Origin of the sequence: Enterobacter sp. BIDMC 27, from assembly GCF_000534415.1 — a bacterium.
In the GTDB taxonomy this organism is placed as follows: Bacteria; Pseudomonadota; Gammaproteobacteria; order Enterobacterales; family Enterobacteriaceae; genus Enterobacter; species Enterobacter hormaechei_C.
Genome location: NZ_KI973179.1, coordinates 1 through 16370, shown reverse-complemented (window position 1 = coordinate 16370; position 16370 = coordinate 1). Strand labels below are relative to the sequence as shown.

The 16370-nt window shown below is 55.8% G+C and carries 19 protein-coding genes and 2 pseudogenes; 6 read left to right on the top strand and 15 right to left on the bottom strand.

Going from position 1 to position 16370, the window contains the following annotated elements; all coding sequences use genetic code 11:
* The first annotated feature begins 148 nt into the window (after positions 1 to 148).
* Positions 149 to 463, top strand: coding sequence for a hypothetical protein (locus L463_RS00330; protein ID WP_023338051.1), 315 nt, complete (start codon positions 149 to 151; stop codon positions 461 to 463).
* A gap of 133 nt (positions 464 to 596) precedes the next feature.
* Here the strand turns inward: L463_RS00330 and L463_RS00335 are convergent, their stop codons facing one another.
* The 7 genes from L463_RS00335 to L463_RS00365 all read right to left on the bottom strand — a co-directional run bounded on the left by L463_RS00335 (position 597) and on the right by L463_RS00365 (position 3628).
* Positions 597 to 1154, bottom strand: coding sequence for a recombinase family protein (locus tag L463_RS00335; protein WP_003100847.1), 558 nt, complete (start codon positions 1152 to 1154; stop codon positions 597 to 599).
* The gene (locus L463_RS00340; protein ID WP_003100853.1) at positions 1148 to 1519 is read right to left on the bottom strand and encodes a hypothetical protein; all 372 of its coding nucleotides are present in this window, start codon (positions 1517 to 1519) and stop codon (positions 1148 to 1150) included. The genes L463_RS00335 and L463_RS00340 overlap by 7 nt, the downstream gene beginning before the upstream one ends.
* Complete coding sequence (locus L463_RS00345) at positions 1516 to 2016, bottom strand: hypothetical protein (protein WP_003100856.1); 501 nt, start codon at positions 2014 to 2016, stop codon at positions 1516 to 1518. The genes L463_RS00340 and L463_RS00345 overlap by 4 nt, the downstream gene beginning before the upstream one ends.
* Positions 2013 to 2339: a hypothetical protein gene (locus L463_RS00350; RefSeq protein ID WP_003100858.1), complete on the bottom strand. Its 327-nt coding sequence runs from the start codon at positions 2337 to 2339 to the stop codon at positions 2013 to 2015. The genes L463_RS00345 and L463_RS00350 overlap by 4 nt, the downstream gene beginning before the upstream one ends.
* 254 nt (positions 2340 to 2593) lie before the next feature.
* On the bottom strand, positions 2594 to 2950 hold the full coding sequence (locus L463_RS00355; RefSeq protein WP_000215515.1) for a cupin domain-containing protein: 357 nt from the start codon (positions 2948 to 2950) through the stop codon (positions 2594 to 2596).
* A complete protein-coding gene (locus L463_RS00360) occupies positions 2940 to 3341 on the bottom strand; it encodes a HepT-like ribonuclease domain-containing protein (RefSeq protein WP_001293886.1) in 402 nt (133 codons plus the stop codon). The genes L463_RS00355 and L463_RS00360 overlap by 11 nt, the downstream gene beginning before the upstream one ends.
* Positions 3338 to 3628: a nucleotidyltransferase family protein gene (locus tag L463_RS00365; protein ID WP_001247892.1), complete on the bottom strand. Its 291-nt coding sequence runs from the start codon at positions 3626 to 3628 to the stop codon at positions 3338 to 3340. The genes L463_RS00360 and L463_RS00365 overlap by 4 nt, the downstream gene beginning before the upstream one ends.
* A gap of 155 nt (positions 3629 to 3783) precedes the next feature.
* On the opposite strand from L463_RS00365, the gene L463_RS00370 reads away from it, so the two are divergent.
* Positions 3784 to 6750: a Tn3 family transposase gene (locus L463_RS00370; RefSeq protein WP_032673378.1), complete on the top strand. Its 2967-nt coding sequence runs from the start codon at positions 3784 to 3786 to the stop codon at positions 6748 to 6750.
* A 78-nt stretch (positions 6751 to 6828) separates the two neighbouring features.
* A complete protein-coding gene (locus L463_RS00375; RefSeq protein ID WP_000427623.1) occupies positions 6829 to 7833 on the top strand; it encodes an IS110-like element IS4321 family transposase in 1005 nt (334 codons plus the stop codon).
* A 478-nt stretch (positions 7834 to 8311) separates the two neighbouring features.
* On the opposite strand, the gene L463_RS00380 is transcribed toward L463_RS00375, so the two are convergent.
* Positions 8312 to 8917, bottom strand: a complete 606-nt coding sequence (locus tag L463_RS00380) for a recombinase family protein (RefSeq protein WP_000509966.1) — start codon at positions 8915 to 8917, stop codon at positions 8312 to 8314.
* A gap of 94 nt (positions 8918 to 9011) precedes the next feature.
* Here L463_RS00380 and L463_RS00385 point away from each other — a divergent pair, with 94 nt between their 5' ends.
* A complete protein-coding gene (locus L463_RS00385; protein WP_001553819.1) occupies positions 9012 to 11909 on the top strand; it encodes a Tn3-like element Tn5403 family transposase in 2898 nt (965 codons plus the stop codon).
* A gap of 15 nt (positions 11910 to 11924) precedes the next feature.
* On the opposite strand, the gene L463_RS00390 is transcribed toward L463_RS00385, so the two are convergent.
* From L463_RS00390 to L463_RS00410, 6 genes are all read right to left on the bottom strand, one after another.
* A complete protein-coding gene (locus L463_RS00390; RefSeq protein WP_227022493.1) occupies positions 11925 to 12176 on the bottom strand; it encodes a hypothetical protein in 252 nt (83 codons plus the stop codon).
* A 14-nt stretch (positions 12177 to 12190) separates the two neighbouring features.
* Positions 12191 to 12961 (bottom strand): TraX family protein, encoded by a 771-nt coding sequence (locus L463_RS00395; RefSeq protein ID WP_032656053.1) that lies wholly within the window; start codon positions 12959 to 12961, stop codon positions 12191 to 12193.
* Between the two features lie 448 nt (positions 12962 to 13409).
* Positions 13410 to 13805, bottom strand: a complete 396-nt coding sequence (locus tag L463_RS0123065) for a hypothetical protein (protein WP_227022494.1) — start codon at positions 13803 to 13805, stop codon at positions 13410 to 13412.
* A gap of 12 nt (positions 13806 to 13817) precedes the next feature.
* Positions 13818 to 14312 carry a thermonuclease family protein gene (locus L463_RS00400; protein ID WP_032656049.1) on the bottom strand — a complete coding sequence of 165 codons (495 nt, stop codon included), beginning with the start codon at positions 14310 to 14312 and terminating at the stop codon, positions 13818 to 13820.
* Between the two features lie 59 nt (positions 14313 to 14371).
* A complete protein-coding gene (locus tag L463_RS00405) occupies positions 14372 to 14731 on the bottom strand; it encodes a helix-turn-helix domain-containing protein (protein WP_032656046.1) in 360 nt (119 codons plus the stop codon).
* A gap of 5 nt (positions 14732 to 14736) precedes the next feature.
* On the bottom strand, positions 14737 to 15039 hold the full coding sequence (locus L463_RS00410; protein ID WP_029403837.1) for a type II toxin-antitoxin system HigB family toxin: 303 nt from the start codon (positions 15037 to 15039) through the stop codon (positions 14737 to 14739).
* A gap of 291 nt (positions 15040 to 15330) precedes the next feature.
* Between L463_RS00410 and L463_RS24660 the strand changes: the two are divergent.
* Both L463_RS24660 and L463_RS00415 read left to right on the top strand, forming a co-directional pair.
* Positions 15331 to 15537, top strand: a pseudogene (locus L463_RS24660) (hypothetical protein).
* Positions 15538 to 15645: 108 nt separating this feature from the next.
* Positions 15646 to 15897, top strand: a complete 252-nt coding sequence (locus L463_RS00415; protein ID WP_032656042.1) for a hypothetical protein — start codon at positions 15646 to 15648, stop codon at positions 15895 to 15897.
* Positions 15898 to 15944: 47 nt separating this feature from the next.
* Here the strand turns inward: L463_RS00415 and L463_RS23920 are convergent.
* Positions 15945 to 16117: pseudogene (locus tag L463_RS23920) on the bottom strand (transposase); the annotation flags it as partial.
* Positions 16118 to 16370 lie beyond the last annotated feature (253 nt).

Genomic DNA, 16370 nt, shown 5'->3' with positions numbered 1-16370 from the left:
GTGAAATGCACTCCGCCAAAACTTTTTGCGTGCCGCCAAAACTTTCGTCTCCGCCCTTCTCCTGCCGCCCTGCCGTTGCTCCTTTGCCCTTTGCCGCGAGAGAACTCACCAGGGAGATGGACAACCATCACCACAGGAGAAAACCAGGATGCACACACGAAACGTCAACGTCAAAACCGCCGCTCAAGAATCTTCCAGAAAGATGGGGGGAAAAACCGTGTCGTACACGATCCTCGTCGCTGAGACGAAAAAAAACTCTGAGGAGGAATCGGACGTTCTGGAGTTCAGCAGCCTTGCTGAGCTGAAGAAACTGCGCAGACGTTGCCCCGAAACAATGCGCTGCACCTATTTCTACGCCCTCAGCAGCGGCGTCGATAAACAGTTCCGCCATATCCATGTGGCTGAAGCTGACCACTTCAAACAGTTTGTGCGCCTGATCGAGCGCGCAGGTATCGACATTTAAATCCGGCTCACCCCGTGCGGCAGCCGCCGCACGGAATCTCATCAGACAGGAGCATGAAGATGAACGTTAACACCCCGGCCGCTGCACCAATGGCCTTTTTGGGGTCGTCTCAGAAAACGGAAAATAAAGCACGCTAAGCGTGCGTGGAGGCTGGCACCCAGCGGTACAGCGTCGGAATGGACACGCCGAGGTTCTTGGCCACGTCCTTGGGCGGCACCCCGCTGGCCAGCAGCTTCTTGGCCGACTCGATCTTGCTGTCGGTCATCTTCGGCTTGCGGCCGCCTTTGCGGCCGAGCTGCTTGGCGACTTCCAGCCCGGCGCGGGTGCGCTCGACGGTCAGCTCGCGCTCCATTTCGGCAAGGCTCGCCATGACGTGGAAGAAGAACCGCCCGGATGGTGTGCCGGTGTCGATGGAGTCGGTGAGGCTCCTGAACTGGACACCGTGCTTGTGCAGATCGCCGACCAGATCGACCAGTTGCTTGACCGACCGGCCCAGCCGGTCGAGCTTCCAGACGACCAAAGTATCGCCTTCGCGCAGCATTTCGAGCGTCTTGGCCAAGCCAGGCCGGTCTGCCCGCGTGCCACTCACCTTGTCCTCGAAGACCTTTTTACATCCGGCCTTGCTCAAGGCTTCGCGTTGCAGCTCCAGGTTCTGATCCTGCGTCGAGACGCGCGCATAGCCAATCAACATGGCTTGTCTCGCGCCCGGTCGATGCGTTCCTGCATCGCCTGCATCACTTCTTCGTGGGTGTACGATCTGGCGTTGGCGTCGGTGGCTTGCCGCAGGGCTTCCTCAACCTCGCGCGTCATCCGCTCGTAATCCTCCGGCCACAGCGCTTGCTCCATGCGCAGCGACGCCTGACCCAGCAGGTGCAGCAGGCTGAACAGCCGCATGTCGTTGGTGGCGACGATGCGCTCCCGAATCTGCTCCTGAATAGCTTCGCTAGCCCGATGCGCTTGTGGTGTGGCAGTCCCCTCGTAGTCAGCGGGGAATTCCGCTTCCTCGGCAATCCTTGCCCAGGCGCTGGCCAGCGCCTCGATGGTTGACGTGCTCATTTCCGCCGCTCCTGTGCTCTTTGGCGAATCAACCGGCCAAGGGGCCTCGACGCGAAAACCAGCAGCATCACGCCTATCGGATACCAGGTCGAGAAGACCACCAAGGCATCGAAGGCTGGCCGTCCGGTGTTGGTAGGCAGTACGGCGGTCACAGCCATCAACCCGCCGACCGTCCAGATGATGCGCCACACGTAGGGCATCACGCGGGGCACGTAGCCGTCATCGAAAGCGGTCTGGTAGTAGCGGCGCAGGCCGCGCTCGGCAAGCGCCTGGCGCTGCCGCTCCGACAGCGCATCCGTCCGGCCATACCAGCGCCGGAATGGTGGACAGCGCAGCAGCAAAGGGGTGAAGAGGATCATCACCGCCACGATCGCGACACCCCACGCCATGACGGCGCCGGCATCGGGCCGCTTGGCGTTCTCGATCACGGGCGCGAAGACGCCCGGAGCACCGATCATCCAGAACAGCGCAATGTGCTGATGGAAGGAGAGCTTCATTTGCTCATCCACTTGCGCAGCAGGCGCTTTTTCAGGGAGGCGCGTTCTTGCGGGTTGCGTCCCTTGTGATTGGCGATGCGATCCGCCGTGGCGGCCTGGCGCTTGACGGGCCAGTAGGAGCGGCCATCCTTGCCCATCGACCAGACGCTGCTGGCCTGGTTTTCCAGCAGGGGCAGATGGGCGCTCAGGGCTTCGGGCGACGCGCTGGTCAGCGCCGTGCGCTCACGGGTGCGCCAGCGCTGATGCCAGAGCTTCTTGTCCTCGCGCTCGCTGCCGCAGGTCGTGTGCCCGACGATGGGTGTTTTGCGGCGGCTGCGGCTCATAACGTAGTGGTCTCCAAGAACATTCAGGACTGATCCCAGGCGTCGATGGTCAAGACCTGATCGGCAGGACAGGCGGCTACGCGGTCGGGAACTGGATGGTGTTCAGTCTCATGCCGACCCCATTCGATTGATCGCGTCGCTTGCGGCACGCTGCGACGCAAGGAGGTTTGCGACCTGGTTTAGCAGCCGTGTCCGCTGCATGTCTGTTACCTATCTCCCCGACCGCTCATTGGACCAACTCCAGAGATTGGGCTCTATCGCTCAGCCAATACGAAACCGGCATTGGCTGATGCCACAACCGAGACTAACACAAATGGCTCGGTACCTGTATTTCGCGCCCCGTGCACTTGGCCCGGTCTTGCCACGGCTATCTCACCTTCCCTGAGGGCACGAACAATCCCATTGCCCTGAAAGTAATCAGCCATTCCCGACAAAACAGTCCACGTGTCTTGGCCGTGAGGATGAATGTGAGCCGCAATTTCCTGCCCGGGATGGACATGCCAAACCACGATAATTGAGTCTCGGGTTTCAAGCACAACGGAACGAATAGGCTCGCCTTCGGACGGCTGAACATACTCGGCTACAGAAAATATTCTCGATTCAACAGTCATCGGAGATCCCTCTTTCACAGTTGTCGTTACGGTCTTCATCGTCGGCATCCTGACGCACGGCGGGCAATTGCTGGAGCAACGCCGGCAGCCATTCCTGTACCGTCTCCCACACCACATCGAGGTTGATGTCGAAATAGCCGTGAGCCATGCGATTACGCATATTGCGCATGCTGCGCCACGGCACGTCGGCATGCGCCTGGGTGAACTCGACGTAGCCATCCATCACCTTTGTGGCCGCCTCGCCGATGACGATCAGGCTCATGATGACGGCCTGCTGGGTGCGCTTGTCGGCCAAGAAGTCGTCCTTGGCCATCCCTTCCACGAAGCTGCGCGCATCGGTTGCGGCCTGCTGAATGTGGTCGAGGTAATCGGGCAGGCGGTTCTCGCTCATATCGGTTGCGCCTCCGCGAGCACCTTGGCCCGGAACTTCGGCGGCAGGTCGCCGGGAGTCAGCAGATCGACGTCAACGCCGAGCAGCGATTTCAGTTCTTCTTCCAAATCGCCCAAGTCCAACAACGTGGCACCGGGCAGCGCATCGACCAACAGGTCGAGGTCGCTGCCATCCCGGTCGGTGCCATGCAGCACCGAGCCGAAGACGCGCGGGTTCGCGGCGCGAAAGCGGCCTACCGCTTCACGCACTGCGCTTCGCTTCATGTCAAGCACAACAGACGGTCGCATGCGCATCCTTTCTTATCGAAACTCGTTGAGATGATATGCAATCAAGAATAGAATTTCAAGAACTATTTTCGAGAATCGCAATGCCTTGATTCCCGTGCCGCGCCGGTTGCCTTGGCGGGCTTGTCACAAACCTACGTTTTCAAGAAGGAAACCGCATGCCCCGCCGTTCGATCCTCTCCGCCGCCGAGCGCGACAGTCTGTTGGCGTTGCCAGATACCCAAGACGAACTCATCCGGCACTACACGTTCAGCGAGCCCGACCTGTCACTGATCCGCCAGCGGCGTGGCGACGCCAACCGCCTGGGTGTCGCGGTGCAGTTGTGCTTACTGCGCTTCCCCGGTCAGGGCCTACTGCCCGATGCCGTCGTGCCGGTTCCTCTGCTGCAATGGATCGGACGGCAACTGCGACTCGACGCGACGTGTTGGCCGCAGTATGCCGAGCGGGAGGAAACCCGGCGCGAACACCTGCTCGAACTGCGGACGTACCTGGGCATGGAGCCGTTCGGCCTGGCGCACTATCGGCAGGCTGTCCATGCCACGACCGACTTGGCCTTGCAGACCGACAAGGGCATCGTGTTGGCCAGCAGCGTCCTCGACGCTCTGCGACACCAACACATCATCTTGCCGACGCTGGATGTTGTCGAGCGCGTCTGTGCCGAAGCGATCACCCGCGCCAACCGGCGCATCTACGACTCCTTGGCCGAACCGCTGTCGGACGCACATCGCCGCCGCCTCGACGATCTGCTCAAACGCCGCGACAACGGCAAGACCACTTGGCTGGCCTGGCTGCGCCAGTCCCCGGCCAAGCCGAACTCGCGGCACATGCTCGAACACATCGAACGCCTCAAAGCCTGGCAGGCGCTCGACCTGCCTTCCGGCATCGATCGGCTTATTCACCAGAACCGGCTGCTCAAGATCGCCCGCGAGGGTGGCCAGATGACGCCCGCCGACCTGGCCAAGTTCGAGCCTCAGCGGCGCTACGCCACGCTCGTGGCGCTGGCAATCGAGGGCATGGCCACCGTCACCGACGAAATCATCGACCTGCACGACCGCATCCTGGGCAAGCTGTTCAATGCCGCCAAGAACAAGCATCAGCAGCAATTCCAGGCGTCCGGCAAGGCGATCAATGCCAAGGTGCGGCTGTTCGGCCGCATCGGGCAGGCGCTGATCGAGGCCAAGCAGAATGGCGGCGATCCGTTCGCCGCCATTGAGGCTGTCATGTCCTGGGACGCTTTCGCCGAGAGCGTCACCGAGGCGCAGACGCTCGCGCAGCCCGATGACTTCGATTTCCTGCACCGCATCGGCGAGAGCTACGCCACGCTGCGCCGCTACGCGCCGGAATTTCTCGACGTGCTCAAGCTGCGGGCCGCGCCTGCCGCCAAGGACGTGCTCGATGCCATCGAGGTGCTGCGCGGCATGAACAGCGACAACGCCCGCAAGGTGCCCGCCGATGCACCGACCAACTTCATCAAGCCGCGCTGGCAGAAGTTGGTGATGACCGACGCCGGTATCGACCGGCGTTACTACGAGCTGTGCGCACTGTCGGAACTCAAGAACTCGCTGCGCTCGGGCGACATCTGGGTGCAGGGTTCGCGGCAGTTCAAGGACTTCGAGGACTACCTGGTGCCGCCCGCGAAGTTCGCCAGCCTCAAGCAGACCAGCGAATTGCCGCTGGCCGTGACCACCGACTGTGACCAGTACCTGCACGAGCGGCTGACGCTGCTGGAAACGCAGCTCGCCACCGCAAACCGCATGGCGCAGGCCAACGAGCTGCCAGACGCCATCATCACGGAATCCGGCCTGAAGATCACGCCGCTCGATGCGGCGGTGCCCGACACCGCGCAAGCGCTGATCGACCAGACGGCGATGATCCTGCCGCACGTCAAGATCACCGAACTGCTGCTGGAGGTGGATGAGTGGACGGGCTTTACCCGGCACTTCGCGCACCTGAAATCGGGCGACCTGGCCAAGGACAAGAACCTGCTGCTGACCACGATCCTGGCCGACGCGATCAACCTGGGCCTGACCAAGATGGCCGAGTCGTGCCCCGGCACGACCTATGCCAAGCTGGCCTGGCTGCAAGCCTGGCACATCCGCGACGAAACCTACGGGACGGCGCTGGCCGAGCTGGTCAACGCACAATTCCGGCATCCCTTCGCCGAGCACTGGGGCGACGGCACCACGTCATCGTCGGATGGCCAGAACTTCCGTACCGGCAGCAAGGCCGAGAGCACGGGCCACATCAACCCGAAATACGGCAGCAGCCCTGGGCGGACGTTCTACACCCACATCTCCGACCAGTACGCGCCGTTCCACACCAAGGTCGTGAACGTCGGCGTGCGCGACTCGACCTACGTGCTCGACGGCCTGCTGTACCACGAATCCGATCTGCGCATCGAGGAGCACTACACCGATACGGCAGGCTTCACCGATCACGTCTTTGGTCTGATGCACCTGCTGGGCTTCCGCTTCGCGCCGCGCATCCGCGACTTGGGCGACACCAAGCTCTACATCCCGAAGGGCGACGCCACCTATGACGGGCTGAAACCGATGATCGGCGGCACGCTCAATATCAAGCACGTCCGCGCCCATTGGGACGAAATCCTACGGCTGGCCACCTCGATCAAGCAGGGCACGGTGACGGCTTCGCTGATGCTCCGGAAACTCGGCAGCTACCCACGCCAGAACGGCCTGGCCGTGGCCCTGCGCGAGCTGGGGCGCATCGAGCGCACGCTGTTCATCCTGGACTGGCTGCAAAGCGTCGAGCTGCGCCGCCGCGTGCATGCCGGGCTGAACAAGGGCGAAGCCCGCAACGCGCTGGCCCGCGCCGTGTTCTTCAACCGCCTGGGTGAAATCCGCGACCGCAGTTTCGAGCAGCAACGCTACCGGGCCAGCGGCCTCAACTTGGTGACAGCGGCCATCGTGCTGTGGAACACGGTCTATCTGGAGCGAGCGGCGAACGCGCTGCGTGGCAACGGGCATACCGTCGATGGCACCCTGTTGCAGTACCTGTCTCCGCTAGGTTGGGAGCACATCAACCTGACCGGCGATTACCTGTGGCGCAGCAGCGCCAAGATCGGCGCGGGCAAGTTCAGGCCGCTACGACCGCTGCAACCGGCTTAGCGTACGATTTTTAATGAGATGGTCACTCCCTCCTTCCCGGTACTATGCTGAGGACAGGCTTTCATTCGGAGAACTATCATGGAAAACATTGCGCTCATTGGTATCGATCTGGGTAAAAACTCTTTCCATATTCATTGCCAGGATCGTCGCGGGAAGGCTGTTTACCGTAAAAAATTTACCCGGCCAAAGTTGATCGAATTTTTGGCGACATGCCCCGCTACAACCATCGCAATGGAAGCCTGTGGCGGTTCTCACTTTATGGCACGCAAGTTGGAAGAGTTGGGGCATTCCCCAAAGCTGATATCACCACAATTTGTCCGCCCGTTCGTTAAAAGCAATAAAAACGACTTTGTCGACGCCGAAGCTATTTGTGAAGCTGCATCGCGTCCGTCTATGCGTTTTGTGCAGCCCAGAACGGAATCTCAGCAGGCAATGCGGGCTCTGCATCGTGTCCGTGAATCCCTGGTTCAGGATAAGGTAAAAACAACCAATCAAATGCATGCTTTTCTGCTGGAATTTGGCATTAGCGTTCCCCGAGGAGCTGCCGTTATTAGCCGACTGAGTACCATTCTTGAGGATAATAGTTTGCCTCTTTACCTCAGCCAGTTATTGCTGAAATTACAACAGCATTATCACTATCTTGTTGAGCAGATTAAAGATTTGGAATCCCAGTTGAAACGAAAGTTGGACGAAGATGAGGTTGGACAGCGCTTGCTGAGCATTCCCTGCGTCGGAACACTGACAGCGAGTACTATTTCAACTGAGATTGGCGACGGGAAGCAGTACGCCAGCAGCCGTGACTTTGCGGCGGCAACAGGGCTTGTACCTCGGCAGTACAGCACGGGAGGTAGGACGACATTGCTGGGAATTAGTAAGCGAGGTAATAAAAAGATCCGAACTTTGTTGGTTCAATGTGCCAGGGTATTCATACAAAAACTGGAACACCAGTCTGGCAAATTGGCCGATTGGGTCAGGGATTTACTGTGCCGGAAAAGCAACTTTGTCGTCACTTGTGCTCTGGCAAACAAGCTGGCCAGAATAGCCTGGGCCCTAACGGCACGACAGCAAACTTATGTAGCATAACGGCAGAAATACACCGGTTTAAAGAATTACTGATCTGGTTTTGCGAATACTGATATTGATGATACTAACGGCCCACCGGCCTGTTGAGGAACCTGTAAAACGGAAAGGCTCATTGAAGCCGTATATTTTCTGGAGGTTCATCAGGCGCGGAACTCATCAAGGCGCGGGAATAAAATCCCATTCAGACGCCGGATAGATTCAAGCAAGCCAACTTGTCGTCAAAATCGGTGTTGCAAAAACGGGAGTGACCATAGATTCCGTTTTCTGAGACGACCCCTATTGAGATTGTTAGGTACTGCGTTTGCAGCCACTTCAGTCGTCATGGGGGGAGGGACAATGGAACGCAACACCAAGTAGATTGATGGCATAAAGTTCCTTCAATTCCGATCTGCTCTCCCGCTTTCATTTTCTGCTGCAGATCACTTTTGTTGCCATTCCTTTACAAGGGGTCGGTTCCGGCTGAGGGCGAAATGACACCCTAAGCGTTAGCTCTGTGTCGTTGCACGATGTCAGCGACGGTATTCTTGCTGATACCGAGCTCGCGTGCGATCCAGCGATAGCTGCGTCCCTCGGCCCTCATCGCAACCACCTTAGGCAAAAGTCGGTCTGATTTTGGTCGCACTCCGGCCTGACGACCAAGCCTCTTACCACGTGCCTTCGCAACAGCAAGGCCTGACTTGACCCGCTCGCTGATGAGATCCCGCTCAAACTCCGCAATGCCGGAAAGAAACGTCGCCAGCATTCGTCCATACGGCGACGAAAGATCGAACGCCATTCCATTCATGGCTATCACGGAAACCTTCCAGTTCTCCAGTTCACGTAGCGTATTGAGCAGATCGAGCGTCGAGCGCCCCCACCGGGAAAGCTCAGTGACCAGGATTGCATCAATTTGTCTGGACTGGGCAAGCGCCAGGACTTTCTTTCGCTCGGCCCGGTCGAGTTTAGTTCCTGAACCTGTTTCCTTAAATATTCCCACCACGTCGTAGCCGGCACGGCCGGCGAAGGCTCGCAGATCAAATTCCTGGCGTTCACAAGACTGATCCGCTGTTGAAACCCGGCAGTAAATGGCGGCACGATGTCCCAATTGAACCCTCCTGGATTTTTGTATCGGAACGCCCTGATTTATATGGGCTGGCTGTTGTCCAAAACAGACTATACTTCAAAAGGGACGAATTTGTATGTCACGACGCCATATTTTCACCGAACGGCAGCGAGCAGCGCTGTTCGATCTGCCCACGGACGAACTGTCGCTACTGAAGTTCTACACGCTGGGCGATGATGACCTGGAAAACATTAGGCAGCGCCGCAGACCGGAAAACAGGATTGGCTTTGCCCTGCAACTTTGTGCCTTACGATATCCGGGCCGTGCACTGGCTCCTGGTGAGATGATCCCGCGTGAAGTCCTTTCCTTCGTCGGTGCTCAGCTTGGAGTTCCGGCTGATGCGCTTCTCACTTATGCCACACGGCGCCAAACCCGTCAGCAGCACATGGACACGCTGCGCGAAATTTACGGCTACAAGACCTTCACGGGCCGTGGTGCCCGTGATCTGCGGGAGTGGACTTTCGGCCAGGCCGAAGATGCCAGATCAAACGAGGATCTTGCTCATCGTTTTATTGTGCGGTGTCGGGAAACTTCCACCATTCTGCCCGCAGTATCGACAATCGAGCGCTTGTGCGCGGATGCTCTGGTCGCCGCTGAGCGGCGGATTGAAACGCGGATTGCGGAAAATTTAACAGCGGATGTTCGCGATCACCTGGACAAACTTCTGAGTGAAATGCTCGCCGGCAATATCAGTCGTTTCATCTGGCTTCGCAACTTCGAGGTTGGTAACAACTCGGCTGCTGCTAACCGTTTGCTCGACAGGCTCGAATTTCTGCGTACCCTGAATATCAATCATAGTGCTTTGGCCAGCATACCTGCCCATCGCATTGCCCGGCTGCGTCGGCAGGGTGAACGCTACTTCACCGACGGTTTGCGTGACATCACTTCGGACCGCCGCTGGGCGATCCTTGCCGTCTGTGTTGTGGAGTGGGAAGCGGCGATTGCTGATGCCATAGTCGAAACCCATGACAGGATCGTAGGAAAAACCTGGCGGGAAGCGAAGCGCCAGCATGACGAAACAATTTCCGGCTCTAAAGCCACACTCACGGATACGATCCGTACCTTCACCGCGCTGGGAGCTTCGTTGCTTGAGGCCCGCAGTGACGGAACCCCGCTGGAGATGGCTGTCGCCAGTTCGGTTGCATGGGACCGGCTCGCTCAACTGGTAGCGACAGGGACTCAACTCAGCAACACGCTAGCCGATGAGCCTCTTGCATATGTCGGGCAGGGATACCATCGCTTTCGTCGTTATGCGCCCCGCATGTTGCGCTGTCTGAAGCTCGAAGCCGCGCCGGTCGCCGGACCATTGGTAGCAGCAGCTTTGTCGATCGGAGAGATGAAAGGTGTTGCATCGCCAGAAAGGCGTTTCCTGCGGCCCAGCTCCAAATGGAACCGTCATTTACGAGCTCAGGAAAAAGGAGATACCCGTCTTTGGGAAGTGGCGGTACTCTTTCACCTCCGGGATGCTTTTCGTTCCGGAGATGTCTGGCTCGCTCATTCGCGCCGCTATGGTGACCTCAAGCAGGTACTGGTGCCGATGATCGCGGCGCAGGAAAATGCAAAACTGGCCGTGCCTTCCAACCCACAGGATTGGCTGGCAGACAGAAAGGCGCGACTCACGATCGCTCTTAAGCGGCTGGCCCGGGCTGCCCGTAACGGCACTATTCCGCACGGTAGCATAGAAGATGGAACGTTGCGGATCGACAGGTTGACAGCAGACGTGCCGGATGGTGCCGAGGCACTCATACTGGATCTGTATCGCCGAATGCCGTCCGTTCGGATTACCGACATGCTGCTTGAAGTTGATGCAGCCCTTGGTTTCACAGATGCGTTTACCCATCTGAGAACCGGGGCTCCATGTCGCGACCGGATCGGTCTGCTCAACGTCCTGCTCGCTGAAGGGCTCAATCTGGGCCTGCGTAAGATGGCGGAAGCTACAAACACGCATGATTACTGGCAGCTCTCACGCCTTGCCCGCTGGCATGTTGAAAGCGAAGCCATGAACCAGGCATTGGCAATTGTGGTGGCCGCGCAGGGTAAACTGCCGATGTCACGCGTCTGGGGGATGGGCACGTCAGCATCGAGCGATGGTCAGTTTTTCCCGACAGCGCGGCATGGCGAAGCCATGAACATGGTCAATGCCAAATATGGTTCTGTTCCCGGCCTCAAAGCGTATACTCACGTAAGCGACCAGTTCGCGCCATTCGCTTGTCAGTCGATCCCGGCGACCGTGAGCGAGGCACCGTATATTCTCGATGGACTACTGATGAACGAGGTCGGTCGCCATGTTCGCGAACAGTATGCCGATACAGCAGGATTCACCGACCATTTGTTCGGAGCCAGTAGCCTGCTCGGCTACAATCTCGTTCTGCGAATCAGGGATCTGCCATCGAAGCGGTTGTACGTATTTAATCCCGATACGACCCCCAGGGAGTTACGCAAGTTGGTAGGTGGAAAAGCCCGGGAGGATCTTATCGTTGCGAACTGGCCTGATATTTTCCGTTGTGCCGCGACGATGACCGCTGGCAAAATCAGGCCCAGCCAACTCCTGCGCAAGCTCGCTTCTTACCCACGACAAAACAACCTTGCAGTTGCGCTTCGTGAAGTTGGTCGTATTGAACGGACCCTTTTCATTATTGAGTGGATCCTGGATACGGACATGCAGCGGCGTGCTCAGATCGGTCTTAACAAGGGAGAGGCCCACCATGCGCTCAAAAATGCGCTCCGTATCGGGAGGCAGGGGGAAATTCGCGATCGCACGACAGAGGGGCAGCACTACCGAATCGCTGGGCTCAATTTATTGACTGCGGTGATCATTTACTGGAATACCGTCCATCTTGGTCATGCCGTCACGGAGCGGCGGAACGAAGGGTTGGATGTTCCCCCTGAATTTCTTCCCCACATATCCCCATTGGGCTGGGCGCACATTCTACTGACTGGCGAATATCTTTGGCCCAAGGAACCGAAAGCTTAGGGTGTCATTTCGCCCTCAGCCGGAACCGACCCCTACAAGGGAACTCATGCCCCCGGAAAGAATGTGTGTCCGGCTGCCGGCAATGAGGGTGACCAGCATAACCAGAACCAGCGCGACAGTGATCCATACCGACACCCGGAAGCGCCGTGAGAGCGCATCGATGAGATGCTGCATGGTGCCTCCGCCTGCTGCAAGCCGGCCCTGTAAATTGTCCACTTCGTTCTTGCTAAAACCTGCCTCAAGCAGCTCTTTCTCACTGATAGCCATCACGTCCTCCCTAATCAGGCGAAAGTATACTGTACCAGACCAATAATCCCCAGGTGACCGGCGTAAGCATAATAAAAGAAATTACGCGGCATGAAACGCCTGCGGCCCTCCGGACAGATTTGCCTGCAGAATGAAACCACTGCCAGGGGGAATGCCAGAGTAGGCAGCGTGGCCAGTAATAATGTTTCTGCGGGCATATCCAGGAGATGCGATAACCCGTTTAAACAAATCAGTGACAGCACGGCAGTGATGGCCGCCAGACGCTGCACTTCGGGTTTTTCGTTGCCAGAAACGGTTGCCATACTGATGGCCAGCGTTATTCCTGCCAGCCCGTAGCTTGCCGGCTGCAATGGCCAAATCATGATGGCCAGGAGCAGATATCCCACAAACATTCCTTTCAGGCCGTGCTGGTACTGCAGGGCAATCAGCTGCGTGACGCCGGCAAACACGAACAGAATGTTCAGGGCCCACCAGGGCTGGTGATGCCAGAAGGCCAGGCTGAACACCGGCTGCGTGATGACTGCCCAGATCCACAGACGATTGGCTCTCTTCTGCAGTCGTTCCGGGGTACGCTGTACGTTCATCGCCCATATAAGCGTGAACAGGGGGAAGGCCATCCGGCCAAGCGCATACATCACCGGCAATGCTGGCGACAGAAACACCGTATTGATGTGGTCGATAATCATGGCCAGAAGTGCGAGAAGTTTGACCATATCGAGAGCTGCGGGACTGAGCTGGCTGGCGTCCCGGATACTGGGAAGAACGTCGGGTACTGAATGATTCATGCTGTAGATTCCCCTGGCGACACACGGTTAACAGCCAGCCCTGAACATAATGCCAGAATGCCCTGCCGGTTTGCGTAGTGACCCTGATCTTTAGTTTCTCCAGAATCTTGCGCACTGCAAATTCTGATTTATCACGCAGCACGCGCATTGCGCCTGCCACATCCTTATTCTGAATACAAATACTTAAATTATGAAAATCGTTCACACCGCCCCCTTTCTTACACTCTTATTATCGGCTGCATGAATATTATATTTAGCGGAGTAGGAAAATTCCTAATAAAAATTCATATTAGCGCCCAAAATCTGGGCCAATTTATCGACCCTTTTATATATGTGGCGATCGCTCATGAATTATCTGTATTATTTGCTGAAATTTTTTCCCTGACCAGAGCGAAATCTTCACGAATAGATTTTGCGGCAGGCTTCCACCCTTTAGCCCATTCCTCGTTCATACGGCCTTCATTGACAATTTTGAGGGTGATGGCATAAGGGGTGCGCTGCAGTTTCTTCGACAGCCAGAGTATATGATCGTCGATTCTATCATCCGGAATATCAGCAATAATCGAATGAATAAGGTCCAGGTCCTCCGGTGCCCACGGTTTTCCTGATCGCGGAAATACTTCATCCGGAAGGCGTGTTTTTTTTCCTTTTCTTCTTTTACCTGCTTTTTAGCTTCTTTTTCCGCAGTGATTAGGCGCTGCCGCTCCGTTAACCCTCCCAGAATTGCAACCGTCCTGACCATATTTTCACGCTGCTCACGTGTAATATTTACTTCACCGCATATAATGGCATTTAAAGTATCTACAAGGTTTTCCAGCTTGCTTTCTGTCAATTTTAATGTCATTCAGAAATCTCCTTAATCATTATTCTTTTTTAGCCCATCCTGATGCAGACTACGCCAGCGCCAGGGCTCTGTCTGACCCGGTTCTGACCAGAGTCCGACTGACTGACGGCGGGCTTCGGCCTCCAGAACAGCGTAGTCTGGCCGGACGGGTTTTCCGTGGTACCGGTATGCCCAGGCCAGGCCTTTGCGTACCTGTGCGGCATTTACATCCGTCATACCAAGCCATATGGTACCCAGCAGGCGTCCATAGCGATCCATTTCACTTCCCGTGACGGTTACGGGCCGCTGAGCCACCATCGATGAGAGTTCCTGACGTGAACGCTGACCATAGGGCTGGCTCTTTTCCGGCGCATCGATGCCAGCCAGGCGAACGCGCGTCAGTCGGTTTCCTGGATCAAGTATCTCAACGGTATCCCCGTCCAGCACGCGCACAATCCGGCCGCTGATATCTGCACTGGCCGAAAACGCCACAACGAACAGGACCAGTGAGCAGAACTTCCGTTTCATTATTTATTATCCCCGGTTGCATACCCTGCGGGTATTAAGCTCGTAAATTTCAACTCGGCTTATCCTCCAACGAGGCTTTTTAAAGGTATGCCAAACATTGAATGTAATTTCCTGATCATGGGCAGCGTCAGATTACGTTTGCGGTTAAGCACTTCATAGACCCGGTTAGATTTTCCAATTGCCGGCTCAAGATCTTTTACCGTCAGCCCCTGCTGTTCCATCCTGAATTTAATAGCTTCAATCGGGTCCGGGGCTTCGATAGGAAAGTGTTTGTTTTCGTATTCATTAATCAGCACACACATGATTTCGAAAAAGTCTCCCTCCGGGGTATCAGCAGGAGGCTCGTCATCAAACATAGGCTCTACAGCGCGTAACGCATCTTCATAGTCCTGTTCAGTTTTAATTGGTTTAATCTGCATAGGGTTTACTCCAGGCTGACAGTTTCAGCATCTATTTTGTCATATTCTTTATGCGTACCAATGAATTTGATAAACATCCATCCTCGCTGGTATGCAATCGCAACAATTAATCGATAGTCATTTCCCTTAATATTAAAAACCACTCGCCTGTTTTTAAGAATACTGGCACTGCGGTATTGTTCTTTGATTTCTGCCGGAGTTTTCCATTCAGCTTTACTGGCCTCATCTACCCAGGCTTTTAGCGGCTGCTCTGCATCGGGATTCGCCGTCCAGAAATCCCTCAGTGTCTTGATAGCGATTATCTTCATGTCATGATGATAGTCCCATTTTAGGACTACTTCAAGTTTTTTGTCCCGTTATGGGACTTAAATTTATCTGAAGATACAGGGGGCAGTTTGGAGACCGGAGTTTTTTTACGTTAAACGTATTATTTAACCGATCGCGAGGCGTAACGGAATGATTTTGCGTCAGAGGCTATCGCTTTTAAGTTAACGCCCTTGCGATATCGCAGTTGCGGTCCAGCTCTGCTGGCTGCACGGGATATGACCTGGTATATTGAGACAACCGCCAGGCGTTAATACAGGGATACAACGAAGGAAATCAAGGCTCAACAGTTTGTCACATCAACGGGACGACAGGTGCTTACCGACAACGGCCAGCAAGGTATGGGTTGCGTAGCAGGTATCGGCTGAACAGCTGAAAAGTGTCAGGGACGCGTAGCTGAAGCAATTTTTGCGAACTGCGCGGAACTGGATAACGACCAGTTTATCGAGACCATCGATTGGATTAGGCTCTATAAGCGCTGAATGCCACCATCAGGTATGTAACAGTTAAGTGATATACGAAGTGTAGGGATATTTTATGATTGGAGAATTAAAATCTGAGAGACAAACCATTGTGTACGGGAGGTCGCAATGAAAAACTGGACCAGAAACTTTATTGATGACATGAAGCATATCTGGCGGGAGTTCAGGCGGGATATTGCTGAAACTAATGCTAAAAAAAACCTCAATGATGATGATGTGGCTGGCGTTAGCCATTCCGTTGACTGGAATAATGTACCTGATTTAGATCCGCGAAAGGCGGTTAACAACCTCGATAACTTCTACTCACGGCAATTAAGGGGAACGGATAATCCAGGTACGCGATATCAGCACAGGAACTAAATGTTTTGCGCATGCGCAAAATGCAGCTGAGTCTGCATTTTTTTGACTAAAAGCAATGTTCGAATCTTTTTGTTACCTCGTTTGCTGATGCCCAGCAATGTTGTCCGGCCACCAGTGCTGTACTGACGGGTACCAGCCCTGTTGCCGCAGTAAAATCACGACTACTACCGTACTGCTTCCCGTCACCAACCTCAGTTGAAATGGTACTGGCCGTTAGCGGGGGTTGAAGGCCAACCGGACGAGAACGTACGCGAAGTACATTTTTTGAGCGGTCAGACGAGTAAAGAAAACGAGGATTTTGTTTACTCTTTTCGTTGATGCCAGTAGCCATGCGGTTTCAGGTACTTTCAGTGTTAATAAACCCGGTAATCAAATCAACGTAAACCTGACGAACAACGCCACGACTTCATAGACCTAAAATCATGCAGTTAGGTTCTTAGCGTACATTTCCGCTCCATTGGGCTTCAAACCCC